The organism is Streptomyces sp. NPDC004561 (genome assembly GCF_053602155.1).
This window is the reverse complement of sequence record NZ_JBSGDB010000072.1, coordinates 1-25,778: the sequence shown is the minus strand read 5'-3', so window position 1 is coordinate 25,778 and position 25,778 is coordinate 1. Positions and strand designations below refer to the sequence as shown.

General features: G+C 72.7%; 25 protein-coding genes and 2 pseudogenes. 12 read left to right on the top strand and 15 right to left on the bottom strand.

Annotation, left to right across the window (positions count from 1 at the left end; translation table 11 throughout):
* Nucleotides 1-73 precede the first annotated feature (73 nt).
* From ACWEN3_RS12895 to ACWEN3_RS12880, 4 genes are all read right to left on the bottom strand, one after another.
* Complete coding sequence (locus ACWEN3_RS12895; protein ID WP_452969292.1) at nucleotides 74-2,017, bottom strand: SpoIIE family protein phosphatase; 1,944 nt, start codon at nucleotides 2,015-2,017, stop codon at nucleotides 74-76.
* Nucleotides 2,018-2,298: 281 nt separating this feature from the next.
* Nucleotides 2,299-2,988: a cytidylyl-2-hydroxypropylphosphonate hydrolase gene (gene fomD, locus ACWEN3_RS12890; RefSeq protein WP_452969289.1), complete on the bottom strand. Its 690-nt coding sequence runs from the start codon at nucleotides 2,986-2,988 to the stop codon at nucleotides 2,299-2,301.
* 84 nt (nucleotides 2,989-3,072) lie between these two features.
* The gene (locus ACWEN3_RS12885) at nucleotides 3,073-4,458 is read right to left on the bottom strand and encodes a class II fumarate hydratase (RefSeq protein WP_452969287.1); all 1,386 of its coding nucleotides are present in this window, start codon (nucleotides 4,456-4,458) and stop codon (nucleotides 3,073-3,075) included.
* A 76-nt stretch (nucleotides 4,459-4,534) separates the two neighbouring features.
* On the bottom strand, nucleotides 4,535-6,205 hold the full coding sequence (locus tag ACWEN3_RS12880; RefSeq protein ID WP_452969284.1) for a fumarate hydratase: 1,671 nt from the start codon (nucleotides 6,203-6,205) through the stop codon (nucleotides 4,535-4,537).
* Nucleotides 6,206-6,395: 190 nt separating this feature from the next.
* Here ACWEN3_RS12880 and ACWEN3_RS12875 point away from each other — a divergent pair, with 190 nt between their 5' ends.
* Both ACWEN3_RS12875 and ACWEN3_RS12870 read left to right on the top strand, forming a co-directional pair.
* On the top strand, nucleotides 6,396-7,130 hold the full coding sequence (locus tag ACWEN3_RS12875; protein WP_452969281.1) for a DUF1707 SHOCT-like domain-containing protein: 735 nt from the start codon (nucleotides 6,396-6,398) through the stop codon (nucleotides 7,128-7,130).
* Nucleotides 7,131-7,304: 174 nt separating this feature from the next.
* Nucleotides 7,305-7,679: a WhiB family transcriptional regulator gene (locus ACWEN3_RS12870; protein WP_452969278.1), complete on the top strand. Its 375-nt coding sequence runs from the start codon at nucleotides 7,305-7,307 to the stop codon at nucleotides 7,677-7,679.
* A gap of 151 nt (nucleotides 7,680-7,830) precedes the next feature.
* Here the strand turns inward: ACWEN3_RS12870 and glpX are convergent, their stop codons facing one another.
* Nucleotides 7,831-8,865 carry a class II fructose-bisphosphatase gene (glpX, locus tag ACWEN3_RS12865; protein WP_452969276.1) on the bottom strand — a complete coding sequence of 345 codons (1,035 nt, stop codon included), beginning with the start codon at nucleotides 8,863-8,865 and terminating at the stop codon, nucleotides 7,831-7,833.
* Nucleotides 8,866-8,992: 127 nt separating this feature from the next.
* Between glpX and ACWEN3_RS12860 the strand changes: the two genes are divergently transcribed.
* Nucleotides 8,993-9,520, top strand: a complete 528-nt coding sequence (locus ACWEN3_RS12860; RefSeq protein ID WP_452969273.1) for a DUF4245 domain-containing protein — start codon at nucleotides 8,993-8,995, stop codon at nucleotides 9,518-9,520.
* Between the two features lie 96 nt (nucleotides 9,521-9,616).
* Here ACWEN3_RS12860 and ACWEN3_RS12855 read toward each other — a convergent pair whose 3' ends face one another.
* From ACWEN3_RS12855 to xseA, 3 genes are all read right to left on the bottom strand, one after another.
* Nucleotides 9,617-10,207, bottom strand: a complete 591-nt coding sequence (locus ACWEN3_RS12855) for a malonic semialdehyde reductase (protein ID WP_452969270.1) — start codon at nucleotides 10,205-10,207, stop codon at nucleotides 9,617-9,619.
* Nucleotides 10,208-10,338: 131 nt separating this feature from the next.
* Complete coding sequence (locus ACWEN3_RS12850; RefSeq protein WP_452969268.1) at nucleotides 10,339-10,563, bottom strand: exodeoxyribonuclease VII small subunit; 225 nt, start codon at nucleotides 10,561-10,563, stop codon at nucleotides 10,339-10,341.
* Nucleotides 10,560-11,768, bottom strand: coding sequence for an exodeoxyribonuclease VII large subunit (gene xseA, locus ACWEN3_RS12845; RefSeq protein WP_452969266.1), 1,209 nt, complete (start codon nucleotides 11,766-11,768; stop codon nucleotides 10,560-10,562). The genes ACWEN3_RS12850 and xseA overlap by 4 nt, the downstream gene beginning before the upstream one ends.
* A 155-nt stretch (nucleotides 11,769-11,923) precedes the next feature.
* Here xseA and ACWEN3_RS12840 point away from each other — a divergent pair, with 155 nt between their 5' ends.
* Nucleotides 11,924-12,940 carry a 4-hydroxy-3-methylbut-2-enyl diphosphate reductase gene (locus tag ACWEN3_RS12840; RefSeq protein ID WP_452969264.1) on the top strand — a complete coding sequence of 339 codons (1,017 nt, stop codon included), beginning with the start codon at nucleotides 11,924-11,926 and terminating at the stop codon, nucleotides 12,938-12,940.
* 29 nt (nucleotides 12,941-12,969) lie between these two features.
* The gene (gene ppgK / locus ACWEN3_RS12835) at nucleotides 12,970-13,716 is read left to right on the top strand and encodes a polyphosphate--glucose phosphotransferase (RefSeq protein WP_452969261.1); all 747 of its coding nucleotides are present in this window, start codon (nucleotides 12,970-12,972) and stop codon (nucleotides 13,714-13,716) included.
* Nucleotides 13,717-13,949: 233 nt separating this feature from the next.
* Here ppgK and ACWEN3_RS12830 read toward each other — a convergent pair.
* A pseudogene (locus tag ACWEN3_RS12830) lies at nucleotides 13,950-14,138 on the bottom strand (DUF6542 domain-containing protein); the annotation flags it as partial.
* On the opposite strand from ACWEN3_RS12830, the gene ACWEN3_RS12825 reads away from it, so the two are divergent.
* The 7 genes from ACWEN3_RS12825 (at nucleotide 14,071) to lgt (ending at nucleotide 19,703) form a co-directional block, all read left to right on the top strand.
* Nucleotides 14,071-14,439 (top strand): DUF2752 domain-containing protein, encoded by a 369-nt coding sequence (locus ACWEN3_RS12825; RefSeq protein WP_452969294.1) that lies wholly within the window; start codon nucleotides 14,071-14,073, stop codon nucleotides 14,437-14,439. The pseudogene ACWEN3_RS12830 and the gene ACWEN3_RS12825 sit on opposite strands and share 68 nt — an antisense overlap.
* A gap of 134 nt (nucleotides 14,440-14,573) precedes the next feature.
* On the top strand, nucleotides 14,574-15,383 hold the full coding sequence (trpC, locus tag ACWEN3_RS12820; protein ID WP_452969259.1) for an indole-3-glycerol phosphate synthase TrpC: 810 nt from the start codon (nucleotides 14,574-14,576) through the stop codon (nucleotides 15,381-15,383).
* Between the two features lie 22 nt (nucleotides 15,384-15,405).
* Nucleotides 15,406-15,612 (top strand): tryptophan biosynthesis modulator TrpM, encoded by a 207-nt coding sequence (gene trpM, locus ACWEN3_RS12815; RefSeq protein ID WP_452969257.1) that lies wholly within the window; start codon nucleotides 15,406-15,408, stop codon nucleotides 15,610-15,612.
* A 79-nt stretch (nucleotides 15,613-15,691) separates the two neighbouring features.
* On the top strand, nucleotides 15,692-16,975 hold the full coding sequence (trpB, locus tag ACWEN3_RS12810) for a tryptophan synthase subunit beta (protein WP_452969255.1): 1,284 nt from the start codon (nucleotides 15,692-15,694) through the stop codon (nucleotides 16,973-16,975).
* Complete coding sequence (gene trpA / locus ACWEN3_RS12805; protein WP_452969253.1) at nucleotides 16,972-17,790, top strand: tryptophan synthase subunit alpha; 819 nt, start codon at nucleotides 16,972-16,974, stop codon at nucleotides 17,788-17,790. The genes trpB and trpA overlap by 4 nt, the downstream gene beginning before the upstream one ends.
* 97 nt (nucleotides 17,791-17,887) lie before the next feature.
* Entirely contained in the window at nucleotides 17,888-18,664 is a 777-nt protein-coding gene (locus tag ACWEN3_RS12800; protein WP_452969250.1) for a DsbA family protein, read from the top strand.
* 82 nt (nucleotides 18,665-18,746) lie between these two features.
* Nucleotides 18,747-19,703: a prolipoprotein diacylglyceryl transferase gene (gene lgt, locus ACWEN3_RS12795; RefSeq protein WP_452969248.1), complete on the top strand. Its 957-nt coding sequence runs from the start codon at nucleotides 18,747-18,749 to the stop codon at nucleotides 19,701-19,703.
* Between the two features lie 82 nt (nucleotides 19,704-19,785).
* Here lgt and ACWEN3_RS12790 read toward each other — a convergent pair whose 3' ends face one another.
* The 6 genes and pseudogenes from ACWEN3_RS12790 to ACWEN3_RS12765 form a co-directional block, all read right to left on the bottom strand.
* On the bottom strand, nucleotides 19,786-20,598 hold the full coding sequence (locus ACWEN3_RS12790; protein ID WP_452969245.1) for an HpcH/HpaI aldolase/citrate lyase family protein: 813 nt from the start codon (nucleotides 20,596-20,598) through the stop codon (nucleotides 19,786-19,788).
* On the bottom strand, nucleotides 20,595-21,800 hold the full coding sequence (locus ACWEN3_RS12785) for a CaiB/BaiF CoA transferase family protein (protein ID WP_452969242.1): 1,206 nt from the start codon (nucleotides 21,798-21,800) through the stop codon (nucleotides 20,595-20,597). Before ACWEN3_RS12785 ends, ACWEN3_RS12790 begins: the two co-directional genes overlap by 4 nt.
* Nucleotides 21,797-22,690 (bottom strand): ribokinase, encoded by an 894-nt coding sequence (gene rbsK / locus ACWEN3_RS12780; RefSeq protein ID WP_452969239.1) that lies wholly within the window; start codon nucleotides 22,688-22,690, stop codon nucleotides 21,797-21,799. Before rbsK ends, ACWEN3_RS12785 begins: the two co-directional genes overlap by 4 nt.
* The gene (locus ACWEN3_RS12775) at nucleotides 22,687-24,048 is read right to left on the bottom strand and encodes an ADP-ribosylglycohydrolase family protein (RefSeq protein ID WP_452969237.1); all 1,362 of its coding nucleotides are present in this window, start codon (nucleotides 24,046-24,048) and stop codon (nucleotides 22,687-22,689) included. Before ACWEN3_RS12775 ends, rbsK begins: the two co-directional genes overlap by 4 nt.
* Entirely contained in the window at nucleotides 24,036-25,235 is a 1,200-nt protein-coding gene (locus ACWEN3_RS12770; protein ID WP_452969234.1) for an ADP-ribosylglycohydrolase family protein, read from the bottom strand. Before ACWEN3_RS12770 ends, ACWEN3_RS12775 begins: the two co-directional genes overlap by 13 nt.
* A gap of 7 nt (nucleotides 25,236-25,242) precedes the next feature.
* Nucleotides 25,243-25,725: pseudogene (locus tag ACWEN3_RS12765) on the bottom strand (ADP-ribosylglycohydrolase family protein); the annotation flags it as partial.
* Nucleotides 25,726-25,778: the final 53 nt, after the last annotated feature.

The following is a 25,778-nucleotide window of genomic DNA, read 5'->3' as shown; positions in this document are numbered from 1 at the left end:
GCCGTACGGGCGCACATCGGTGAGGTCGAGGACAAGTTCCTCGCAACCGTCCTCCTCGGCAGCGGCCTGGTCTTCACGGCCACCATGTTCGGCGCCGCAGCGTCACCGGCCGGGACGCGTACCGCACGGCGTTGGTCACGACCTCGCTGACCAGCAGCTCCACCGAGTCCGTCAGCTCCTCCAGATCCCAGCGGGCGAGCGCGCGCCGGGCCAGCCGGCGGGCCTGGCCCGGGGCGGAGTCCTCCGGCTCCAGCGTCCAGTAGGCGACATCGCTCGGCGCGATCCCGTCGAAGCGGGCCGCGAGCAGCGCGATGTCGTCGTCCCGGTCTCCCGGGCCGAGCATGTCGAGCACCTCGTCGCACAGGGCTTCCAGCGGCGGCGGATGGTCGGGGCCGGTCAACTGGGCGGTGGCGGCCAGCCTTTCGCGCAGCTGCTCTATGCCCGTCCACACGTCCCGCAGCCGGGACTCCACCAGGCCGTCGGTGTACAGCAGCAGCGTCGCCCCGGCGGGCGCGTCCAGCTCGACCGCCTCGAAGTCCACCCCGCCGACGCCGATCGGCGCGCCCGGCGGCACCCGCAGCACCTCGGCCCGCCCGCCCAGATGCAGCAGCACGGGCGGCGGATGGCCGGCGTTGGCGATCGTGATCCGGTGCGTGACCGGGTCGTAGACCGCGTACAGACAGGTCGCCATGCGGTCGGTGCCCAGGCGCTGCGCCTGCTCGTCCAGGTGGTGCAGCACCTCCTGCGGGGGCAGGTCGAGCCCGGCCAGGGTCTGCGCGGTGGTGCGCAGCTGGCCCATGATCGCCGCCGAGGTCATGGAGTGGCCCATGACGTCGCCGACGACCAGCGCGACCCGGCTGCCGGGCAGCGGGATCGCGTCGTACCAGTCGCCGCCCACCCGCGCGGTCTCCGCGGCCGGCAGATAGCGGGAGGCCAGACGGACCCCCGTCGGGCGGGGCAGGGTCTCCGGCAGCATGGTGCGCTGCAGCTCGTCGGCGATGTAGGCCTCCCGGCCGTACAGCACCGCCTTGTCGATGCCGAGGGCGCTGTGCGTGGCCAGCTGCGCGGCCACCAGCAGGTCGTCCGCCTCGAACGCGAGCCGCTCCGGACGGCGCAGGAACAGGGCGGCCCCGATCACCCGGCGCCGGCCGCGCAGCGGCGCGAGGATCGCGTGCTGCCCGGTCGGCACCAGCGCCTCCGCGCCGTCGCCCAGCAGCTCGGGCAGCGCGGACCGGGCGGCGGGCGCGTCCGCGAACACCGGCCGCACCCCGCGCAGCACCTCGTTCAGCGCGCCGCCGGGCCGCACCTCGCACAGCTCGGTCGTCAGCGACGACAGCTCCGCCAGCGCGGTCGGCTCCGGCTCCGGCTCGAAGGCCGGCGGCAGCGGCACCCCGTCGGTGTCCCGCTCCTCCGGGATCCGGTCGGTACGGCGCAGCCGCAGCACCACCGGTCCGGTGGGCCGCTCGTCGCCGACCGGCAGCGGATCGCGCAGATAGACCAGGATCGCGTCCGAGAACGTCGGCACGGTGGCCCGGCACAGACCCATCACGATCTCGTCCAGGTCCAGGCCGCGGGCGATCCGCCGGGTGGCCGCGCCGACGAACCGCAGCCGGTCCCCGTCGCGCCGCATGGGCATCGGCCGCCCCGCCGGCAGTCCGCGCCCGGTACGGCGCTCCTGGCCGCCCGGCGCCCGTTCCTGCTCGGCGCCGGGCTGCGGCGGGATGGCCTCCGGCGCCGGGCGCGGGCGATGGGCGGCGCCGGCTTCGGCGGTGGCGGGCTGGGAGTGCTCGGGGCCGTTGACTGGGGGCTCCTTCCCCTTGCCGTCCTTTCCCTTGCCACAGGGCTTGGCGGTGCCCGGCCCGGAGGGCGTTCCGTCGGCCCGGGCCTGCACCGGTAAGGCGGGCGTACCCAGTGGCTTCGGGGTACGCACGAGCGCCCCGCGGGTCTCCGCGGGGTCGGCGCCCGGCTTGGGGCGCTCGAAGGAGGTGGGCTGCTCCGTCACGCGTGTCGCATCCATCCGTCCGGGGCTGCGCGCCGGGCGCGCAGATGGTCCCGCAGAAGTCCCGATACCCGCAATACGTGCCCCAGGAACGGAATTTCCGCGTGGTCAGGCGTTGCTCCGGTGCCACCGGCGAGGCCTGCGCGGCCGGCGGTGTTGCCCTGATACCCCTCGTTCACGTTCTGGCCGCCCCTCGGTGACGTTCGGTCAAGCCCGGCGCATGCACCGGGAGTTGCTGCTCCTTAGCGCCCTTGCGGAGGACGATCCTACGTTTCTTGCCCGGGGGCGCATCAAGGGTCTCATGAGGACACGTGCGCGGGTGTACGGTCCCAGTCCTCGGGGAGTGACGGTACCGCCCAGGACGGATCCGGGCGCCAGTGCTGCCAGCCGTCCGAGAACGGCGGCCCCCAGGCCCGGATCGTGGCCACCGCGGCGTGCCCGGCGGCCCGGACCCGCTCGGCTGTCCCCGGGGCCATCAGCCCGTCCCGCTGGGCCTGCGCGAACTCGTCCTCGTCCCGCCAGTGCCAACTGCGGTCGGGGTGCACGGAGATGTCCAGGAAGTGGTCCTCCGAGTCCACTCCGTCCACCCAACGGACCAGGGGCTCCTCAAGGTTGACGTACCAGTTCTTGAAGCGCCAGCCCGGCTCCCAGAACAGCCACACCGACCAGGGCCGGCCGGGCTGGGCCAGCTTCAGCACGCCGGTGCCGAACCAGCGGTCCCGCCGCACCACGCGCGGCTTGGTGTAGCGGGACTCCAGCGGCTCGGAATGCACCGGCGTGCCGTCGGCCAGGACCGGCCGCACGCACTCGGTGCCGGGCGCCAGCCACACCGCGAGCAGGTCCTCGTCGTCGCGTACGACGGTGACGGGCCGGGCGATGTGGACGTGCGCGCCGGCGTTCTCCCGGTAGCGCCACAGGATCTGGGTTCCCGGTGCCCAGTACGCCGCAGGTCCCGCCGCCACCCGTCTCACCGCTCCGTCGTCCGTCATGCACAGATATTAGGTGCCGTAGGCATACGACGCTGCGGCGCGTGTCACGGTTCTGGACCGGTGGCCGGAAAGGTTCGCTCGTGGTTACGGGCGCGTCATCCGCAGGACATCCAGCGCCTCGTCGAGCTGTTCCGGCGTCAGGTCGCCGCGCTCGACGTACCCGCCCTCCAGCACGACCTGCCGGATGGTCTTCCGCTCCGCGAGGGACCTCTTGGCGACCTTGGCGGCCTCCTCGTACCCGATGTACCTGTTCAGCGGGGTCACCACGGACGGCGACGACTCGGCGTACTCGCGGGCGCGTTCGCGGTCGGCGGTGATGCCGTCGACGGTCCGGTCGGCGAGCAGCCGCGAGACGTTGGCGAGCAGCCGGATCGACTCCAGGACGTTCTTCGCGATGACCGGGAGCATGACGTTCAGCTCGAAGTTCCCGGCGGCACCGGCGGTGGCGATGGTGGCGTCGTTCCCGACGACCTGGGCGGCGACCATCAGCACGGCCTCGGGCACGACCGGGTTGACCTTCCCCGGCATGATCGACGAACCCGGCTGCAGATCGGGCAGCCGGATCTCGGCGAGACCCGTGCGCGGTCCCGAGGACATCCAGCGCAGATCGTTGGCGATCTTCGTCAGCCCGACCGCGATGGTCCTGAGCTGGCCGCTGGTCTCCACGATCCCGTCCCGGGCGCCCTGCGCCTCGAAGTGGTCGCGGGCCTCGGTGAGCGGCAGCCCGGTGACCCGGGCGACCTCCTTGATGACGGCGGCGGAGAAACCGGGCGGCGTGTTGATTCCGGTGCCGACCGCGGTGCCGCCCAGCGGAAGCTCGGCCAGCCGGGGCAGCGAGGCGCGCAGCCGCTCGACGCCGTACCGCACCTGCGCCGCGTACCCGCCGAACTCCTGACCGAGCGTCACCGGTGTCGCGTCCATCAAGTGCGTGCGCCCCGACTTCACGACGTCGGCGAACTCCTCGCTCTTGCGCGCGAGGGCGCCGGCGAGGTGCTCCAGGGCCGGGATCAGGTCGTGCGTGACCGCGGCCGTGGCCGCGATGTGGATGGAGGACGGGAAGACGTCGTTGGACGACTGCGAGGCGTTGACATGGTCGTTCGGGTGCACGTCCCGGCCGAGCCGCTCGCTCGCCAGCGTGGCGACGACCTCGTTGGTGTTCATGTTGGACGACGTCCCCGAGCCCGTCTGGAACACGTCCACCGGGAAGTGCTCGTCCCACTTCCCGGCGGCGACCTCCCCGGCCGCCTCCTGGACGGCCTCCGCCACGTCCTTGTCCAGCACCCCGAGTTCGGCGTTCACCTTCGCCGCGGCCGCCTTGATCCGCGCCAGCGCCTCGATGTGCGCCCGCTCCAGACGCTGCCCCGACACGGGAAAGTTCTCCACGGCGCGCTGGGTCTGCGCCCGCCACTTGGCATGCGCCGGAACCCGGACCTCACCCATGGAGTCGTGCTCGATGCGGTATTCGCTCATGCCCGGTACAGCGACCGGCGGGGCGCGGATGTTCCGGGGGCTGGGCCGTCCGGGGACGGCCCGGCCCCCGTGCGGCTCAGGCCAGACCGGGCCCGCGCACCGGGATGGAGGTGAACGTCGGCGCCGGGGCGGGGTCCTGGAAGAAGTCGTTGCCCTTGTCGTCGACGACGATGAAGGCCGGGAAGTCCTCGACCTCGATCTTCCAGACGGCCTCCATGCCCAGCTCCTCGTACTCGAGGACCTCGACCTTCTTGATGCAGTCCTGGGCGAGGCGGGCGGCGGGGCCGCCGATGGAGCCGAGGTAGAAGCCGCCGTGCGCGTCGCACGCGTCGGTGACCTGCTTGCTGCGGTTGCCCTTGGCGAGCATCACCTTGGAGCCGCCCGCCGCCTGGAACTGCGCCACGTACGAGTCCATGCGGCCGGCCGTCGTCGGGCCGAAGGAACCGGAGGCGTAGCCCTCGGGGGTCTTCGCCGGGCCCGCGTAGTACACCGGGTGGTCCTTCAGGTACTGCGGCATCTCCTCGCCCGCGTCCAGGCGCTCCTTGATCTTGGCGTGCGCGATGTCGCGGGCCACGACCAGCGGGCCGGTCAGGGACAGGCGGGTCTTCACCGGGTACTTCGTCAGCTCGGCGAGGATCGTGTCCATCGGCTGGTTGAGGTCGATCCGGACGACGTCGGAGGACTCGTCGAGGTGCTCGTCCGTGGTCTCCGGGAGGAAGCGCGCCGGGTCCGTCTCCAGCTGCTCCAGGAAGACGCCCTCGGCCGTGATCTTGGCGACCGCCTGGCGGTCGGCCGAGCAGGAGACGGCGATGGCGACCGGGCAGGACGCGCCGTGCCGGGGCAGGCGGACCACGCGGACGTCGTGGCAGAAGTACTTGCCGCCGAACTGCGCGCCGATGCCGATCTTCTGGGTCAGCTCGAAGACCTTCTCCTCCAGCTCCTTGTCCCGGAACCCGTGGCCGAGCGGGGAGCCCTCGGCCGGCATGTCGTCCAGGTAGTGCGCGGAGGCGTACTTGGCGGTCTTCAGCGCGTACTCGGCGCTGGTGCCGCCGACGACGATCGCCAGGTGGTACGGCGGGCAGGCGGCCGTACCGAGCGAACGGATCTTCTCCTCCAGGAACCTCATCATGGAGGCCTCGTTCAGGACGGCCTTCGTCTCCTGGTACAGGAAGGACTTGTTGGCGGAGCCGCCGCCCTTCGCCATGAACAGGAACTTGTAGGCGCCGCCGTCCGTCGCGTACAGCTCGATCTGGGCCGGCAGGTTGGAGCCGGTGTTCTTCTCCTCCCACATGGTGAGCGGAGCCATCTGCGAGTAGCGCAGGTTGAGCCTGGTGTAGGCGTCGTAGATGCCGTGGGAGAGGTGCCGCTCGTCGGCGCCCTCGGTGAGGACGTTCTGGCCGCGCTTGCCCATGACGATCGCCGTGCCGGTGTCCTGGCACATGGGCAGGACGCCTGCCGCCGCGATGTTCGCGTTCTTCAGCAGGTCGAGCGCGACGAACTTGTCGTTGGCGGAGGCCTCGGGGTCGTCGATGATGCGTCGCAGCTGGGCGAGGTGGGCCGGGCGCAGGTAGTGCTGGATGTCGTGGATGGCCTCCTCGGCCAGCTTGCGCAGCGCCTCCGGCTCCACCTTGAGGAACGTCCGCCCGTCGGGCCCCTCGACCGTGGAGACGCCCTCGGACGTCACCAGTCGGTAGGGGGTGGTGTCCTCTCCTTGGGGGAGCAGATCGGTGTATGCGAACTCAGGCATCTCAGCCCATTCCTCACTCTGACGGACGGCGCCCGCCGACGCTGGCGGGCCTCACCAGCCTAGAACCTGCCGCCGACACGGAACCTGTGAGGTAAGGCTCAGCGCGTGTGAGGTGGGGCTCAGCCCCGACACGCCCGAAGCCGCCCCCACCCCCTAGTCGCGATCTATCGCGTTTCGGTACGCTGCTGCCGTGGACCTTCAGAAGCCCGCCCGAACCCAGGACGCCGCACCGAGCGTCTCCGCACTGCGCGCCTCGGACGCCGACCGCGACCGGGTCGCCGACATCCTCCGTGAGGCCCTCGCCGAGGGCCGGCTGACCGCCGACGAGCACGCCGAGCGCGTGGACGGCGTGCTGAACGCCAAGACGGTGGGTGAGCTGGAGGTCTTCATCCAGGACCTGCCCGCGGCCCACCAGCGCCAGGCGGGCCCCGCCTACACCGCCGCCCCGTCCCACCCCACCGCGGGCGCGATCCCGGCCGAGGCCGACGCCAACGTGGTGGCGGTCTTCAGCAGCGCGGTGCGCAGGGGCCGCTGGCGCGCGGGGCGCCGGCTGCACGCGTACTCCGTCTTCGGCAGCGTGGAGATCGACCTCAGCGAGGCGATCTTCGAGTACCAGCAGGTCGTGATCAAGGCCGTCTCGGTCTTCGGCGACGTCCAGATCCGCGTCCCGGAGAACGTGTCGCTGCGCGGCACCGGCGGCGGTGTCCTCGGCAACTTCGAGGTGGACACGCTGGACTCGGTCGAGTCCGACGCGCCGGTCGTCTACGTCGACGGATGGGCCGTGCTCGGCAATGTGGAGGCGCGCCCCAAGCGCGGCAAGCGGGTGGCCGACATCCTGGACCGGGTGCAGAGCAGGGTCGACCGGAAGCTGGAGCGCGTCCAGGACAAGGTCGACAGGAAGCTGCGCAAACACCTGGACCGTTGACGGTCGCGAATCCCCCGGTAAACGGAAGGACCCGGTCCTGCCCTCGGGCGGGTCCGGGGGCGCGAACGAGCCGCCGCGCGCCTGCTGTTGGGAACGCTGTGCATAGGCGCGCGTACAGCGGGTAGGGCTTGCTGCATCGTCTCTCGCTCGCGAAGCCGTCGTCAGGAGTAGACCGTGCTGCAACCGCCGCATTCGTCCCTGCAGGTAGCCGCCGTACCGGCCCCGCGGGTGCCAGCACGCGACAGGGATCAGGACGCACCCTGGCACACCGAGGCGGTGTGCCGGCGCGACGAGGCCGGCCTGTTCTTCGCCCCGTCGAAGGAGCCGACCGCCGCACGGCTGTCCCGTGAGGAGGCGGCCAAGCGGGTGTGTGCCCGCTGTCCGGTCATGGTCGAGTGCCGCGAGCACGCCCTGCTCCAGCCCGAGCCCTACGGCGTCTGGGGCGGCCTCACCGCGGCGGAGCGCCGTGTGGTCCTGGCCAGGCGCCGCCGCCGGGAGATGGAGCTGAAGAAGACGGCGGGGACGACGGCCAACCGCATAGCGGGTTAGGGAAGCGGAGCGAGGGCGCCCCCTCCGCACCGGGGGCGCTCATCTCTCCCAGGGGCGCGGGGCCGTACCGGCACGCGGCTCGCCGCGTGGGCGCGACGAGCCACGGATCACCCGCACCCGCCGACGCTCCACGCGCCCCCGTGAACAAGCGCTACTTGGCCCGGTCGAAGTCGACCGCGCTGTAGGCCCGCAGCTTCCTCAGCCGGTGCTCGGAGTCGATCCTGCGGACCGTGCCGGACTTCGACCGCATCACGATCGACTCGGTCAGCGCGGTCTCCGACCGGTACCGCACGCCGCGCAGCAGCTCGCCGTCGGTGATGCCGGTGGCCACGAAGAAGACGTTCTCGCCGGACACCAGGTCGTCCGTCGTGAGCACGCGGTCCAGATCGTGCCCGGCGTCGATGGCCCGCTGCCGCTCCTCGTCGTCCTTGGGCCACAGCTTGCCCTGGATGGTGCCGCCCAGGCACTTCACGGCGCAGGCCGAGATGATGCCCTCGGGCGTGCCGCCGATGCCGAGCAGCAGGTCGACGCCCGTGCCCTCGCGCAGCGCGTAGACGGAGCCGGCGACGTCGCCGTCGGAGATGAGCTTGATGCGGGCGCCGGCCTCCCGGACCTCCCTGATCAGGCGCTCGTGCCGGGGCCGGTCGAGGATGACGACGGTGACGTCCTCGGGCGCCGACTTCTTCGCCTTGGCGATCCGCTTGATGTTCACGGCCACGGGCGCGTCGATGTCGACGAAGTCCGCGGCCTCGGGGCCGGTGACCAGCTTGTCCATGTAGAACACGGCGGACGGGTCGAACATGGCGCCGCGCTCCGCGGCGGCCAGCACGGCGATCGCGTTGGGCATGCCCTTGGCGGTGAGCGTGGTGCCGTCGATCGGGTCGACGGCGATGTCGACCTCGGGGCCGGTGCCGTCGCCCACGTGCTCCCCGTTGAAGAGCATCGGGGCCTCGTCCTTCTCGCCCTCACCGATGACGACGACGCCGTTCATCGAGACGGTGGAGACGAGGGTCCGCATGGCGCGCACCGCGGCGCCGTCGGCGCCGTTCTTGTCGCCGCGCCCCACCCAGCGGCCCGCGGCCATCGCCGCGGCTTCGGTCACCCGGACGAGTTCCAGGGCGAGGTTGCGGTCGGGAGCCTCGGCGGGAACATCGAGCTCGGACGGAAGGTGATGATTTTCGGTCATCGGAGCGCACCTTTCTGATACGACGACGGCCGGATGAGGGTGTTGGCCATGACTCTATCGTTGAGCAGACAAAATGAGCAGGGGACCCCACGGATGAGCGCTTGGGGCACCTGCGACCATAGGGGGCGTGGCAGGTTCGAACGGCAAGCAGAAGACGGCCAGGGACATGATCCTCTCCCTGGCCCTGATCGGCATCGCGGCGGCGGTCGTCTACTTCCTCACCATCCCGCACGACGATCACGCTCCCGACCTCAAGCGGGTCGACTACCGGGTCGAACTGCTCACGGCCCGCCGGGCGGCGAGCTACCCGGTGGCCGCCCCCGAGGGCCTGCCGAGCACCTGGAAGGCGACCTCCGTGCGCTTCCAGGGCGAGAGCGGCGACCGCTGGCACCTGGGCTTCCAGACGCCGGACGCCCAGTACGTGCAGATCGAGCAGTCCGTGCAGAAGCGCTCCGAATTCATCGACCAGGCCAGCCAGGGCGCGTCGGCGACGCGGCGGACCGAGCGGATCGGCGACCGTACCTGGACCCGCTACACCGGCGGCCGTTACGACGCCCTCGTCCTGGAGGGCACGCCCGGCTCCACGACGGTGGTGGCCGGCACGGCGTCCTTCGACGAGCTGACCAGGATGGCGTCGGCGCTCAAGACGCGGTAGTTCCGCCTAAGGCAGCGGGCCCACCAGGCACGAAGAGGCCCCCGGCACTGCCGGGGGCCTCTTTCCGTACGGCTTCCGGGAAGCCTCGGGCGTGACTCAGACGGTGGTGACGACGTCCTCGTACGCCAGGCGCGGCGAGCGCGGGAACCACGCGTCCGGGCCCGGGTTGCCGATGTTGACGACCATCAGCGGGGTGTGGTCGTCGTCCAGGAACTCCTTGCGCACGCCCTCGAAGTCGAGGCCGGTCATCGGGCCGGCCGCCAGGCCGGCGGCGCGGACGCCGACGATGAAGTACGCGGCCTGAAGGGCGGCGTTCAGCGCGGCGGAACCCTCGCGGACCGGGCGCTCGCCGAAGAACATGTCCTTGGCCTGCGGGAAGTGCGGGAACAGGGCCGGCAGCTCCTCGTGGAACTCGTTGTCCGCGGAGAGGATCGCGACCAGCGGGGCGGTGGCGGTCTTGGGCCGGTTGCCCTCGGCCATGTGCTGCACCAGGCGCTCACGGGCCTCGGGGGAGCGGACCAGGGTGATGCGCAGCGGGCTCTGGTTGAAGGCGGTGGGGCCGTACTTGACCAGGTCGTAGATCGCCCGGACCTGCTCCTCGGTCACCGGCTCGTCGGTGAAGGTGTTCGCGGTGCGGGCCTCGCGGAACAGCAGGTCCTGGGCGGCGGGGTCAAGAACGAGAGACATGCGTGACTTCCTCGGATGCGCGTCCGGTCCGTTGCCGGACCGGCTGACGGCACCGACCCTACGCGAGATGAGGTTTAACCTTCAACAAAAGCGGGGCGTGGTGATCCGCTTCACAGCCCGGCCGTTCTCGTCTACTCGCCGTCCTCCCCGGCCTCCTCCTCGGCGAGCGCCGCGTCGAGCCGGGCCCGTGCCCCCTCCAGCCAGCGCCGGCACACCTTGGCCAGCTCCTCGCCGCGCTCCCACAGGGCCAGGGACTCCTCCAGCGTCGTACCGCCCGCCTCCAGCCGCCGTACGACCTCGATCAGTTCGTCCCGGGCCTGCTCGTACGACAGCGCCTCGTCCACCTTGCCGGTCATTCGCCCACCTTCACCGTGAATTCACCGTCGGCGACGCGCGCCCGCAGCGCCTCGCCCTCCGTCACCTCGTCCGGGCCACGCACCACGTGACCGTCGGACCGCTGCAGCACCGCGTAGCCGCGCCTCAGCGTCGCCGCGGGGGAGAGCGCCACCACGCGCGCGTGCGTGTGCGTCAGCTCCGAGTCCGCGCGGTCCAGCAGATGCCCGAGGGTGCGCCGGCTCCGCTCGGCCAGGGAGGCCACATGGTCGGCGCGCTCGTCGAGCATCCGGTGCGGATCCTCCATCGAGGGCCGGGCCAGCGCGTGCGCCAGACCCCGCTCCTCGCGCTCCACGAACGCGTTCACACAGCGCCGGGCGCGGTCCCGCAGCATCCGCACCCGCTCGAACTCCTCGCCCACGTCCGGTACGACCTTCTTCGCCGCGTCGGTCGGGGTCGAGGCCCGCAGGTCCGCCACATGGTCCAGCAGCGGGTTGTCCGGCTCGTGCCCGATCGCGGACACGACGGGCGTACGGCACTGCGCCACCGCCCGCACCAGCTGCTCGTCGGAGAACGGCAGCAGGTCCTCCACGCTGCCGCCGCCGCGCGCGACGATGATGACGTCCACGTCCCCGATCTCGTCCAGCTCCTTCACGGCCTGCACGACCTGCGGGACGGCGTGCACGCCCTGCACGGCGACGTTGCGCACCTCGAAGCGGACGGCGGGCCAGCGGTGCCGGGCGTTCTCCAGCACGTCCCGCTCCGCGGCCGAGGCCCGCCCGCAGACGAGACCGATCAGCTGCGGCAGGAACGGCAGCGGCTTCTTGCGCTCCGGCGCGAACAGCCCCTCCGCCGCGAGCGCCTTCTTCAGCTGCTCCAGCCGGGCCAGCAGCTCGCCGACACCGACGGGCCTGATCTCGGCGGCGCGCAGGGACAGCTGCCCCCGGGGCGCGTACCACTCGGGCTTGGCCAGGACGACGACCCGGGCCCCCTCGCCGACGACGTCCGCGACGGCGTCGAACACCTGCCGGTAGCAGGTCACGCTGACGGAGATGTCGTACGACGGATCGCGCAGCGTCAGGAAGACGACCCCCGCGCCGGGCCGCCGCGACAGCTGCGTGATCTGCCCCTCGACCCACACCGCCCCGAGCCGGTCGATCCATCCCCCGATCAGCCGGGAGACCTCGCCGACGGGGAGCGCGGCTTCGGGGGAGGTGTTCACTGCCATGCGGCGAGCCTAGCGGCGGGCACCGACAGCGCGGCCTCGGCTCCGCGCGTGGGCTCCGGTGCCGGAGCCCGCCGTTCCGGTGTCGGACATAAGTCCCGGTTTTCCCCTCGGGGCTCTGGGCAGGCGATCCCGGCGCCGCCGGAGGCGGCCTTACGATGGGACGCATGACCGCTTCGCCTGGCCGCCGTGTCCTGCTCGCCGCCCCCCGGGGCTACTGCGCCGGTGTGGACCGCGCCGTGATCGCCGTCGAGAAGGCCCTGGAACAGTACGGTGCCCCGATCTACGTCCGGCACGAGATCGTCCACAACAAGTACGTCGTGCAGACCCTGGAGAAGAAGGGCGCCGTCTTCGTCGAGCGGACGGAGGAGGTGCCGCCCGGCAACATCGTCATGTTCTCGGCACACGGCGTCGCGCCGGTCGTGCACGAGGAGGCCGCGCAGGGCCGCCTCGCCACCATCGACGCCACCTGCCCCCTGGTCACGAAGGTCCACAAGGAAGCCGTCCGGTACGCCAACGAGGACTACGACATCCTCCTGATCGGGCACGAGGGCCACGAGGAGGTCATCGGCACCTCCGGCGAGGCCCCCGACCACATCCAGCTGGTCGACGGTCCCGAGGACGTCGCCAAGGTCGAGGTCCGCGATCCGTCGAAGGTCGTCTGGCTTTCCCAGACCACCCTCTCCGTCGACGAGACCATGGAGACCGTCGACGCCCTGAAGACGAAGTTCCCGGGGCTCGTCTCCCCGCCCAGCGACGACATCTGCTACGCCACGCAGAACCGTCAGCTCGCGGTGAAGCGGATGGGCGCCGAGGCCGAGCTGGTCATCGTCGTCGGCTCGCGCAACTCCTCCAACTCCAAGCGCCTGGTCGAGGTCGCCAAGCTCGCCGGCGCCCGCGAGGCCTACCTGGTGGACTTCGCCGCCGAGATCGACGAGGGCTGGCTCCAGGACGTGACGACCGTCGGCGTCACCTCCGGCGCCTCCGTCCCCGAGGTGCTGGTCGAGCAGGTCCTGGAGTGGCTCGCCGAGCGCGGTTACGGGGACGTGGAGATCGTCAAGGCCGCCGAGGAGTCCATCACCTTCTCGCTGCCCAAGGAACTGCGCCGCGACCTGCGCGAGGAGGCGGCCGCCCTGACCGCCGAGCGCGGCGGAACCGGCACTTCCGAGGCGTGACCGTCAGTCGTCCGTCGTAACGTGGAGCCATGCAGATCTTCGGCGTGGACATCGGCGGATCCGGGATCAAGGGCGCCCCTGTGGACCTGGACAGGGGCGATCTGGCCCAGGAGCGCTGCAAGGTGCTCACCCCCCACCCGGCGACGCCCGACGGCGTGGCCGACGGGGTGAAGCAGGTGATCGACCACTTCGGCTGGACGGGTCCGGTGGGCCTGACCTTCCCCGGAGTGGTGACCGGCGGCGCCACGGTCCGTACGGCGGCCAACGTCGACCCGAGCTGGATCGACGTCGACGCGCGCGCCCTGTTCGGCGGCAAGCTGGGCGGCCTGCCGGTGACCGTGGTCAACGACGCGGACGCGGCGGGCGTCGCCGAGATGCAGTTCGGCGCCGGCCGGGACCGCGAGGGCACGGTCATCCTGCTCACGTTCGGCACCGGCATCGGCAGCGCCGTCTTCGCGGACGGCGCCCTGGTCCCGAACACCGAGCTGGGCCACCTGGAGCTGGGCGGCCACGAGGCGGAGAAGCGGGCCTCCAGCAAGGCCAAGGAGGACCACGAGCTGAGCTGGGAGCAGTGGGCCCGCCGCGTCGAGAAGTACCTGGCCCATGTGGAGATGCTGTTCTCGCCGGAGCTGTTCATCATCGGCGGCGGGGTCAGCCGCAAGGCGGACAAGTTCCTGCACCTCATCGAGGGCGTCAAGGCCGACATCGTCCCCGCGCAGCTCCAGAACAACGCGGGGATCGTGGGAGCGGCGATGAGAGCGGCCCAGCTGGGCTAGTGCTGCGACCGGAAAGGTTCACCGGCTCGCGACGCCCGGCAGGGCTCCCCCAGCCTTCGGCCGGGGGTACCCCCACGCCGCGTTGTCGCATCACCCGAGTACATCCAGTACGCGGGAGATGCTCCGCCTTGCGATGCTCCCCCACTGCCCGAAGGGCGTGGGAGGCGCCCCCAGCACCGGACGCCGCGAGCTTTCCGGCAGACCTTTCCGGTCGCAGCACTAGCCGCGGCCGGTCAGGTCCGCGCCCGGCGCCGCCGTACCCACAGCACCCGGCGTACGAGCACGATCACGCCGGCCACGAGCGTCCCCCCGTAGAGCCAGCCGGCCTGGGTGGCGAGCCCGGTGACCAGCCCCATCAGGCGGCCGAGCAGCCCCCCGCCGCCGTCGGCGACGGTGAGCAGCCCCACGGCGAACGAACCCGGCCACTACCCCGTGTGCCCCCTGTACCGGCTCACCGGCCTGTACTGCCCCGGCTGCGGCGGTCTGCGCAGCGCGCACGCCTTCGTGCACGGCGATCTGCTGACCGCCCTGCACGACAACGCGCCTGCCGTGGCCGCCTACTTCGGCTTCGCGGTGCTGTGGACGCTCTGGGCGGTCCGCGCGCTGCGCGGCCGGCCGGTGCGGCTCGACCTCGGACCGGCCGGGCTGTGGGCCGCCGGCACGCTGCTGCTGGTGTTCACCGTGGTCCGCAACCTGCCGTTCGGCGGCTGGCTGCATCCCTGAGCAGGAGGACGGATGTCCAGGTACTGGGACCGGTGTCCACCGGATGCGAGGCCATGGCCCTGCTCCGGATACCATCAATTGACCACGGGTTTTCACAACCTGAAGGAACCACCGTCTGGAAGGGGGCCGCTCGCGTGAGTGTGCTCGACGAGATCATCGACGGAGTCCGTGCCGACCTCGCCGAGCGGCAGGCACGCGTCAGCCTCGACGAGCTCAAGGAGCGTGCGGCGAAGGCCCGGCCCGCCAAGGACGGGGTGGCCGCGCTCAAGGGCGACGGCGTCAAGGTCATCTGCGAGGTCAAGCGCTCCAGCCCGTCCAAGGGCGCGCTGGCCGCGATCGCCGACCCGGCCGGGCTCGCCGCGGACTACGAGGCGGGCGGCGCGGCCGTCATCTCGGTCCTCACCGAGCAGCGCCGCTTCGGCGGCTCGCTGGCCGACCTGGAGGCCGTCCGCGCGCGCGTGGACATCCCGGTGCTGCGCAAGGACTTCATCGTCACGTCGTACCAGCTGTGGGAGGCCCGGGCCTACGGTGCCGACCTCGCGCTGCTGATCGTGGCCGCCCTGGACCAGCCGGCCCTGGAGTCGCTGATCGAGCGTGCCGTCTCCATCGGTCTCACCCCGCTCGTCGAGGTGCACGACGAGGAGGAGGTCGAGCGGGCCGTGGACGCGGGCGCCCGGGTCATCGGCGTCAACGCGCGCAACCTGAGGACGCTGGAGGTCGACCGCGGCACCTTCGAGCGGATCGCCCCGGAGATCCCCGACAGCGTCGTCAGGGTGGCCGAGTCCGGCGTGCGCGGACCGCACGACCTGATCGCCTACGCCAACGCCGGCGCCGACGCGGTGCTGGTCGGCGAGTCCCTGGTCACCGGGCGCGACCCCAAGGCCGCCGTCTCCGACCTGGTGGCGGCGGGCGAGCACCCCGCGCTGCGGCACGGACGCGGCTGATCTCCCGGTAGGGTTGCCCCCGATGACTCCGACGATCCCCGTGACGAGCACGGACCGGTACGCCCGCCTGGCGCGCGGTTGCCGGCCCCGGGGCTGCCGAGCCCCGGCGAGGCGTGTCCACGGCCGCCGGGTGCGGTACGTCATCGGCGACGAACCGGGGCAGGTGAACGGCATGCGATGGCAGCGGCCGACCTGTGGGGACGCGGGGAACTCCGCGAGCGGCCGCTGACGGTCCGCCGCCGGCAGACAGCTCCCCGGCCCCACGGCGAACAGTGTCTCTTCACACGCACTCACCGTGAGGTTTCCGCATGCCCAGCGAGTTCTTCATCCCTGATCCCACCGGTCAGGTGCCCAGCGCCGACGGCTACTTCGGCGCGTTCGGCGGCAAGTTCATCCCGGAGGCGCTCGTCGCCGCCGTGGACGAGGTCGCCGTCGAGTACGACAAGGCGAAGACCGACCCCGAGTTCGCCCGCGAACTCGACGGCCTGCTCGTCGACTACACCGGCCGGCCCAGCGCGCTGACCGAGGTCCCGAGGTTCGCCGAGCACGCCGGCGGCGCCCGCGTCTTCCTCAAGCGCGAGGACCTCAACCACACCGGCTCCCACAAGATCAACAACGTGCTCGGCCAGGCCCTGCTCACCAGGCGCATGGGCAAGACCCGCGTGATCGCCGAGACCGGCGCCGGCCAGCACGGCGTCGCCACGGCCACCGCCTGCGCCCTGTTCGGCCTCGACTGCACCATCTACATGGGCGAGGTCGACACCCGGCGCCAGGCCCTCAACGTGGCCCGCATGCGCATGCTGGGCGCCGAGGTCGTCGCCGTGAAGTCCGGCAGCCGCACCCTCAAGGACGCCATCAACGAGGCGTTCCGGGACTGGGTCGCCAACGTCGACCACACCCACTACCTCTTCGGCACCGTCGCCGGTCCCCACCCCTTCCCGGCCATGGTCCGCGACTTCCACCGCGTCATCGGCGTGGAGGCCCGGCGCCAGCTGCTGGAGCGCGCCGGCCGCCTCCCCGACGCCGCGATCGCCTGCGTCGGCGGCGGCTCCAACGCCATCGGCCTCTTCCACGCCTTCATCCCCGACGAGGGCGTACGCCTCATCGGCTGCGAGCCCGCGGGGCACGGCATCGAGACCGGCGAGCACGCGGCGACCCTGACCGCGGGCGAGCCCGGCATCCTGCACGGCTCCCGGTCCTACGTCCTGCAGGACGAGGAGGGCCAGATCACCGAGCCGTACTCGATCTCGGCCGGTCTGGACTACCCGGGCATCGGGCCCGAGCACTCCTACCTCAAGGACTCCGGCCGCGGCGAGTACCGCGCGGTCACCGACGACGCCGCCATGCAGGCCCTGCGCCTGCTGTCGCGCACCGAGGGCATCATCCCGGCCATCGAGAGCGCCCACGCCCTCGCCGGCGCCCTGGAGGTCGGCAGGGAGCTGGGCGGGGACGGCCTGATCGTGGTCAACCTCTCCGGCCGCGGCGACAAGGACATGGACACCGCCGCCCGCTACTTCGGCCTCTACGACACCGACGCCGAGGTGGCCGCCAACGAAGCCGACACCGCCGAGATCGAGGGGGACGCCAAGTGAGCGGGAACATCCAGCTGCTGTCGGACACCCTCGCCGCCGCCCGGGCGGAGGAGCGGGCCGCGCTCATCGCCTACCTCCCGGCCGGGTTCCCGACCGTGGACGGCGGCATCGAGGCGATCAAGGCCGTCTTCGCGGGCGGCGCGGACGTCGTCGAGGTGGGCCTGCCGCACAGCGACCCGGTCCTCGACGGCCCGGTCATCCAGACCGCCGACGACATCGCCCTGCGCGGCGGCGTCCGGATCGCGGACGTCATGCGCACGGTCAGGGAGGCCCACGCGGCCACCGGCAAGCCCGTGCTCGTCATGACGTACTGGAACCCCATCGACCGCTACGGCGTCGAGCGCTTCACCGCCGAGCTGGCCGGCGCGGGCGGCGCGGGCTGCATCCTGCCCGACCTGCCGGTGCAGGAGTCGGCGCTGTGGCGGGAACACGCCGACAAGCACGGCCTCGCGACGGTCTTCGTGGTGGCGCCGAGCAGCAAGGACGCACGGCTCGCCCAGATCACCGCGGCGGGCAGCGGCTTCGTCTACGCGGCCTCCCTGATGGGGGTCACCGGCACCCGCGAGTCCGTCGGCACACAGGCCCAGAACCTGGTGGAACGCACCCGCGCCACCGGCAGCGAGCTGCCCGTCTGCGTCGGGCTCGGCGTCTCCAACGCGGCCCAGGCCGCCGAGGTCGCCGGCTTCGCCGACGGTGTGATCGTCGGCTCGGCGTTCGTCAAGCGCATGCTGGACGCCCCGGACGACGCGGCCGGCGTCGAGGCGGTCCGCGAGCTGGCCGGCGAGCTGGCGAAGGGCGTACGCGGCCGGGCGTGACCGTGCGGGATGTCCCGTATCGCATGATTCGGTCACTCGAACGGGTGGACCTCGGGCCGGGGAGGCGCGCTGCGCCTCCCCGGTTCGTTCTGGGGGTGTGAGCGAGAAGAACCGTGACGGAAAGCGCACCGCCCGGGAGCGGCTGGCGGCCGAGCGCGAGAAGCAGAAGTCCTCGGAGAAGCGACGGCGCACGCTGATCGTGGGCGCGAGCGTCCTCTGCGTCCTCGGCCTCGCGGCCGTGATCGGCGTGATCGCCGCGAACTCGGGCAAGAACAAGTCCAGCGCGAGCGCGGGCCCGGTCGTGGCGCCCTCGGGCGCGCAGGGCAAGGACAGCCTCGCGATCCCGGTCGGCAAGGACGGCGCCAAGTCCACGCTCACGATCTGGGAGGACTTCCGCTGCCCGGCCTGCCAGGCCTTCGAGACGGTGTACCGGCCGACGCTCCACGAACTGGTCGACGCCGGCAAGCTCAGAATCGAGTACCACCTCGTCCGGCTGATCGACGGCAATCTCGGCGGCACCGGCTCCCTGCGCGGGGCCAACGCCGCGGCCTGTGCCCAGAACGCCGGGAAGTTCCGCGACTTCCACGACGTCCTGTACCAGAACCAGCCCAAGGAGACCGACGACGCCTACGGCAACAACGCCAGGCTGATCGAGCTGGCCGGCAAGGTGAACGGCCTGGACACGCCCGCCTTCCGCACCTGCGTGAACGACGGCACGCACGACGCCTGGGTGAACAAGTCCAACAAGGCCTTCGAGGCCGGTGGCTTCACCGGCACGCCCACCGTCCTGCTCGGCGGGAAGAACATCGCCCAGGACCAGACGATGACCCCCGCCAAGCTCAAGCAGATGGTGGAGGCGGCCAACCGCGGATAGGCGAATCTCACGCCCCTGTTATGGACCCGTAGCCGGGCTGCTTGCTGTCCCCCCGGCCCGGCACGGTAGCGTCGGACTTGCCATGGAACTTGCCTACATTCCCAGCCCGTCGCGCGGGGTGCTGTATCTCGGCCCCATCCCGCTGCGCGGCTACGCCTTCTGCATCATCATCGGCGTCTTCGTTGCCGTCTGGCTCGGCAACAAGCGCTGGATCGCCCGCGGCGGTCAGTCCGGCACGGTGGCCGACATCGCGGTCTGGGCCGTGCCGTTCGGCCTGGTCGGCGGCCGGCTCTACCACGTGATCACGGACTACGAGCTGTACTTCAGCCCGGGCCGTGACTGGGTGGACGCCTTCAAGGTGTGGCAGGGCGGCCTGGGCATCTGGGGCGCGATCGCGCTCGGCGCGCTCGGCGCGTGGATCGGCGCCCGCCGCCGGGGCGTCCCGATGCCCGCCTACGCCGACGCCGTCGCGCCCGGCATCGCGTTCGCGCAGGCCATCGGCCGCTGGGGCAACTGGTTCAACCAGGAGCTGTACGGCCGCGAGACGCACGTTCCGTGGGCGCTGCACATCACCTCCTCGGAGGGCGGCCGGGTGCCGGGCTACTACCACCCGACCTTCCTCTACGAGTCGCTGTGGTGCGTCGGCGTCGGCTTCCTCGTGATCTGGGCCGACCGCCGCTTCCGGCTTGGCCACGGCCGGGCCTTCGCCCTGTACGTCGCCGCCTACTGCGTGGGCCGCGGCTGGATCGAGTACATGCGCGTGGACGACGCCCACCACATCCTGGGCCTCCGCCTCAACGACTGGACCGCGCTGCTGGTCTTCCTCCTGGCGGTCGCGTACATGGTGGTGTCCGCGAAGCTGCGGCCGGGCCGTGAGGAGGTCGTCGAGCCGCTCGCTGCCGGCGCGCCGGCCGAGGGTGCCGGAGCCGATGCCGAGGCGACCGGGGCGCAGGACAAGGCCGCGGCGGAGGACGAGGCCGAGACGGACGCCGTGAAAACGAAGCGGGACGAGGCCGAGTCGGCCACCGAGAAGACCTGACGGCCGGCCGTAGGACGCGCCGTACGACGCCGAGGGCGCCCGGGGATCCGGGCGCCCTCGGCGTCTTCCGTGGCGGGGGAGTTCAGCGTCCGCGGGCCAGGGAGAGCGTGCGCCGGGCCATCGCCACCACCGCCGCGTCGACGAAGCGGCCGTCCGGGAGGGCCTGGGCGCCCTCGTCCGCGGCCGCCGCCTTGATGACGGTTTCGGCGTGCTCCAGCTCGGCCGGGGTGGGCAGATAGGCCCGCTCGATGACCGGGAGCTGCCGGGGGTGGATCGCGGCGCGGCCGAGGAAGCCGAGGGCGCGGCCGTGGGCGCAGGAGGCGGCGAGGCCGTCGAGATCACGGATGTCCGGATGGACGGTCTGCGGCGGCGGGGCGAGGCCCGCCGCCCGGGCGGCGACGATCACCCGGGAGCGTGGCCAGTCCAGCCCCGAGTCGGCCCGCACCCCCAGATCGGCCCGCAGGTCCGCCTCGCCCAGGGAGATGCCCCGCAGGGAGGGGTGGGCGGTGGCGATGGCGTAGGCGTGCTCGATGCCGAGGGCCGACTCCAGCAGGGCGTGGAGGGGGAGCGGGGTGGCCGCGGCGACCTGCCGTACCTCGCACGGGCCCGTCACCTTCGGCAGCCGCAGACCGGAGAGGCCCGGCAGGCCGGCCAGGGCGGCGAGGTCGCCGGCCGCCCACGCACCGTCCAGCGCGTTGACGCGGACGTGCACGGAGACCGGCTGCGGGTCCGTGAGGAGGTCCGCCGTGGCCGCGCGGGCGTAGTCCTTGCGGTCGGGGGCCACCGCGTCCTCCAGGTCGATCACCACGACGTCGGCGCCCGCGACGAGCGCCTTGGCGATCACATGCGGGCGGTCACCGGGGACGTAGAGCCAGGTCAGCGGGGGCCGGGTCACAGGGCGCCCTCCGCGCGCAGGACGGCGATCTCGGCCGGGGCGAGGCCCAGCTCGGTGAGCACGGCGTGCGTGTCGGCGCCGTGCGGACGCCCGGCCCAGCGGATCGCGCCGGGCGTGGCGGACAGCCGGAAGAGCACGTTCTGCAGACGCAGCGGACCCAGTTCGGGGTCGTCGACCGTGGTGACCGTGTCCAGGGCCTGGTACTGGGGGTCCGCGAGGACGCCCCGGACGTCCTGCACCGGCGCGACAGCCGCCTCCGCCTTCTCGAAGGCCGCGAGGACGTCCGCGCGGCTGCGGGCGGCGATCCAGGAGCCGACCGCCTCGTCCAGCACGTCGGCGTGCGCGGCCCGGTCCGCGCCCGTGGCGAACCACGGCTCCTCGGTCAGCTCCGGGCGGCCCACCAGCCGCATCACCCGCTCCGCCACCGACTGCGCGGACGTGGAGACGGCGACCCAGGTGCCGTCGGCGGTGCGGTAGGTGTTGCGCGGGGCGTTGTTCACGGACCGGTTCCCGGAGCGTTCCTGCACATGGCCGAGCTGGTCGTACCAGGTGGGGTGCGGGCCGAGCACGGACAGGATGGGCTCGATGATCGCCATGTCGACGACCTGGCCCGCGCCGGTGCGCTCCCGCGCGGCCAGCGCCGTCAGGACGGCGTACGCGGTCGCCAGGCCCGCGACCGAGTCGGCGAGTCCGAACGGCGGCAGGGTCGGGGGCGCGTCCGGCTCCCCGGTGATCGCCGCGAAACCGCTCATCGCCTCGGCGAGCGTGCCGAAGCCGGGGCGGTGCGAGTACGGGCCGAACTGGCCGAACGCGGTGACCCGGGCGAGGACCAGCCGCGGGTTGGCCGTGGCCAGTTCCTCCCAGCCCAGGCCCCACTTCTCCAGGGTGCCGGGGCGGAAGTTCTCGATCAGCACGTCGGCGGTGGCGGCGAGCCGCAGCAGGGTGGCCCGGCCGCCGGGCCTGGACAGGTCCAGGGTGATGGTGCGCTTGTTGCGGCCGAGGACCTTCCACCACAGGCCGATCCCGTCCTTGGCCGGGCCGTGACCCCGGGACGGGTCCGGCCGCTCGGGATGCTCGACCTTGATCACCTCGGCGCCGAAGTCGCCGAGCAGGGTGGCGGCCAGCGGACCGGCGAAGAGGGTCGCCAGGTCCAGCACCCGCAGGCCGCTCAGCGCCGGGAGCGGCTGTGCCGGCGTACTCATGCGGTGAACCGGGCGTCGATCTCCGGGCGGTACGGCATCGACGCCGACGCCCCTTCCCGCTGGACCGAGATCGCCGCCGCGGCGGCCGCCCAGGACAGGGCCTCCCGCACGGGTTTCTCCTCGGCGAGGGCCACCGCGAGCGCGCCGACGAAGGTGTCGCCCGCGCCCGTGGAGTCCACGGCCTTGACCCGCGGCGCGGGCACCACCAGCGGCTCGGTGCCGCGGGCCAGGTACAGGCAGCCGGTCGCGCCCAGGGTGACCACGACCTCCGGCACCAGGTCCAGCAGGGCGGCGGCGGCCTCGCGCGGGTCGGTGCGGCCGGTGAGGGTGTCCGCCTCGTACTCGTTGGCCACCAGGAGGTCCGTGGCGGCCAGCAGTTCCTTCGGCAGCGGCTGGACGGGGGACGGCGTGAGGGCCGTGCGGACCCCGTGCCGGTGGGCGGCCTCCGCGCCCGCGACGACCGCGGCCAGGGGGATCTCCAGTTGCAGCAGCAGAGTGTCGGCGGAGGCGATCACCCCCTCGTCGCCGGGCGAGAGATGGTCGACGGTGCCGTTCGCGCCGGGGATGACGACGATAGAGTTGCCGCCCTCGTCGTCGACCACGATGTGCGCGGTGCCGGACGGGCCCTCGACCGTGCGCAGGGAGTCGGTGTCCACACCGGAGTGTTCGAGGGTGTCCCGCATCCGCAGGCCGAAGGCGTCGTTGCCGACCGCGCCGATCATCGAGACGGTGGCACCGGCCCGGGCGGCGGCGATCGCCTGGTTGGCGCCCTTGCCGCCGGGGATCGTGCGGAACTCCCGTCCCGTCACCGTCTCGCCGCGCTGCGGGGCCTTCGTGACATAGGTGACGAGATCCATGTTCGTGCTGCCGAGGACGGCGATGTGGGTCATGGGCGGACCGCCTCCAGGTGGGTGAGGTGGGCGAGGGTGTCGAAGCCGGTGCCGTCGAAGTCGCCGACGGTGGTGGCGAGCCGGTTCTTCAGCGGGGCGCGCCAGTGCTCGGGGAGGGCGGCGGGCGAGCCCGCGAGGAGCCCGGCGACGCTGCCCGCGGTCGCGCCGGCCGAGTCGGTGTCCAGGCCGCCCGAGACCGCACGGCGGACGGCGCCGGTGAAGTCGCCGTCCGCGTGGCTGAGGGCGGCGGCGAGCAGCGCGGTGTTGGGGACGGCGTGCACCCAGTGGTGGGTGGCGGCGTAGCGGGCGTGCAGTGCGTCCACGACGTCGTCGAAGTCCGTGTGCGTGCCGGCCAGCCGCAGGGCATGGCCGACCGCCTGCGCCAGACGGGAGCGGGGCGGGATCACCGCGCGGCCCGTGCGCAGGCAGGCGTGGACGTCGTGGGTGCCGGTGGCCGCGGCGGCGATGACGGCGGCGGTGAACATCGCGGCGTAGACGCCGTTGGCCGTGTGGGTGAGGACCGCGTCGCGGTGCGCCTGCTCCGCGGCCGCGGCCGGATCGCCCGGGTTGGTCCAGCCGTGCACGTCGGCCCGGATCAGCGCGCCGATCCACTCGCGGAACGGGTTGCGGTGGCGGGCGGTGTGCGGGGGTTCGATGCCGGTGAGGAGGTTGCGGTAGGCGATGCGCTCCGCGGTGAACGTGCGGCCGGGCGGGAGTTCCTCCAGCCAGAGCCGTGCCACGTCCGCGGTGGTGAAGTTCCGTCCGTGCCGCCTCAGGAGAAGCAGGTTGAGCAGGGGGTAGTTCAGGTCGTCGTCCTCGGGCATGCCGTCGATGTTCTCGGCGAGGGAGGTGTGGGCCGAGCGGCGGTTCCACGGGTGCGCGGCGAGGAGGTCCTCGGGGATCCCCCTGGCCGTGAAGTAGGTGGCGAGGGGCCAGTTGCCGGCGGCCCGGGCGAGGGCGCGGATGCCCTGCAGGGGGAGCTTCTCGACCGGCTTGCCCAGCAGGCAGCCGACGGCCCGGCCCAGCCAGGACGCCTCTAGGGCGAGAGGGGTGGCCTCCCCGGGAAGCCGTGCGGAGGGCCAGTCGGGACACGCGGCCCTGATCGCCGGCAGGCCCGTCGGCTCGTCGTCCGCCCAGCTGCCGGGCAGGTCGGCCAGTTCGTCCAGCAGGTCCTCCGCCAGCAGGCGCAGATACCGGGACGCGCGGTGCGGGGACGCCCCCGCCCGTTCCGGGGCGTCCGGGCCGCCCGCCGCCCGCCATCTCGCCTCGATCCGTGACGGCTCGCGGCCGTCCAGGCGGGCCTGGCGCAGTTCATGGCCGAGGAGGTCCTCCGGCTGGACCCAGGTCAGTCGGAGCACGGCTCGCCCCCGAGGGCGGCGAAGGCCCGCTCGTGGGCGCGGCGGCGGCGCACGTCGCGCGCGAAGACCTCGCGGGTGACCTCGGTGAGCGTGCGGGCCGGCTGCCACAGGTCCAGACGGCTCGCCTCCGCGACCGTCTTCGACCACTCCTCGGGGACGGGCGAGCCGAGGGCGCCCGCGAGGGCACCGGCCATCGTGGCGATCGAGTCGCAGTCACGGCCGTAGTTGACCGAGCCGAGGACCGTGTGACGGAAGTCGCCGCCCGCCACCACCAACATCCCCAGGGCGATGGGGAGTTCCTCGATGGAGTGCAGGCGGGAGGGGCGTCGGGCGGCCAGGGAGGGGGCGCGGTAGTCCGGGCCGACCGTGTCGAACGGGGCGACCGCCGCCCGCAGCGGGCGCAGAGCCGACTCGAAGTCGCCGTGGCCGCACGCCACTTCGCAGACTTCCTCGATGGCGGCGCGGGTGCCGTCCTTCGCCAGCGCCAGACAGGCGGTCACCACCGAGTCGGGGGTCGCGCCCGGCGTGGTGGCGGCGGCGACGGCCGCGGCGAAGACGCCGGCCGCCTCACGGCCGTACGACGACTGGTGCGCGCCGGCGACGTCCAGCGCCTCGGCGTACGCGGCGGCCGGGTCGGCGGCGTTGACCAGGCCGACGGGGGCCATGTACATCGCGGCGCCGCAGTTGACGATGTTGCCGACGCCCGCCTCCCGGGGGTCCGCATGGCCGTAGGCGAGCCGCGTGACCAGCCACTTCTCGGCCAGGAAGACACGGTGGAGCGGCAGGGCCTCGGCCTCCAGTTCCGGGATCCAGCGGGGGTTGGTCATCAGGTCCGGGACCAGGTGGTCGGCGATCGCGTACGCGTCGAGGTGGTCGCGGACGCGGTCGTAGACCCGGACCAGCGCATGGGTCAGCAGGGTGTCGTCGGTGACGTGGCCGTCGCCCTTGTGGTACGGGGCCAGGGGGCGCGCGGTGCGCCAGGCGTCGCCGTGCCAGGGGCCGACGATGCCGTGCACGCGGCCGCCGTGGCGCTCGGTGATCTGCTCGGGGGAGTAGCCCTCGACCGGGCCGCCGAGGGCGTCGCCCACGGCGGCCCCGACCAGGGCCCCGGTGATCCGTTCGCCGAGACCGGGCGGCGGAGGTCCACCGCTTTCTCCTTCGAGTCCTTTGGGCTCCTTGGGCGTCATGCCCGAATCATCCTCCCGGGCGGGCCGGTTGCGCGGCTTCCAGGAGTCCGGCGAGTTCCACCAGGTCGGTGCCGGTGAGCCGGGGCAGGGCGCAGCCGGGCAGGGTGCGGCAGGCGTCCCGCCAGGTCCGCGGGACGGCCGCGCCGCCGCCGAGCGCGCCGGTGAGGGCGCCCGCGAGGGCGGGGGCGGAGTCGGCGACCCGGGACAGACAGGCGGCCGCGGGCACGGCCTCGGCGATACGGCCGCGGGCGGCGGTGGCGAGTGCGAGGGCGACGGGGACGGTCTCGGCGGCGGCGATGCCGTAGCTGTAGACGTGATCGACGATCTGGTGCTCCAGGAGGGGGACGAGGGCGAAGGCGGACTCGCCGTCCTCGGTGAGGGCGAGCGCGTGGCGGGCGTTGCGGCCGATCTCCGTGCCGGCCGGGAGTTCGGCGAGCGCGGCGGTGACACAGGTGTCGGTCTCCGCGCCGGCGAGGGCGAGCGCCAGTGCACGAACCGGCAATTTTCCTGCAAAAGCGGCTCACTGAACCGGCACGAATGATC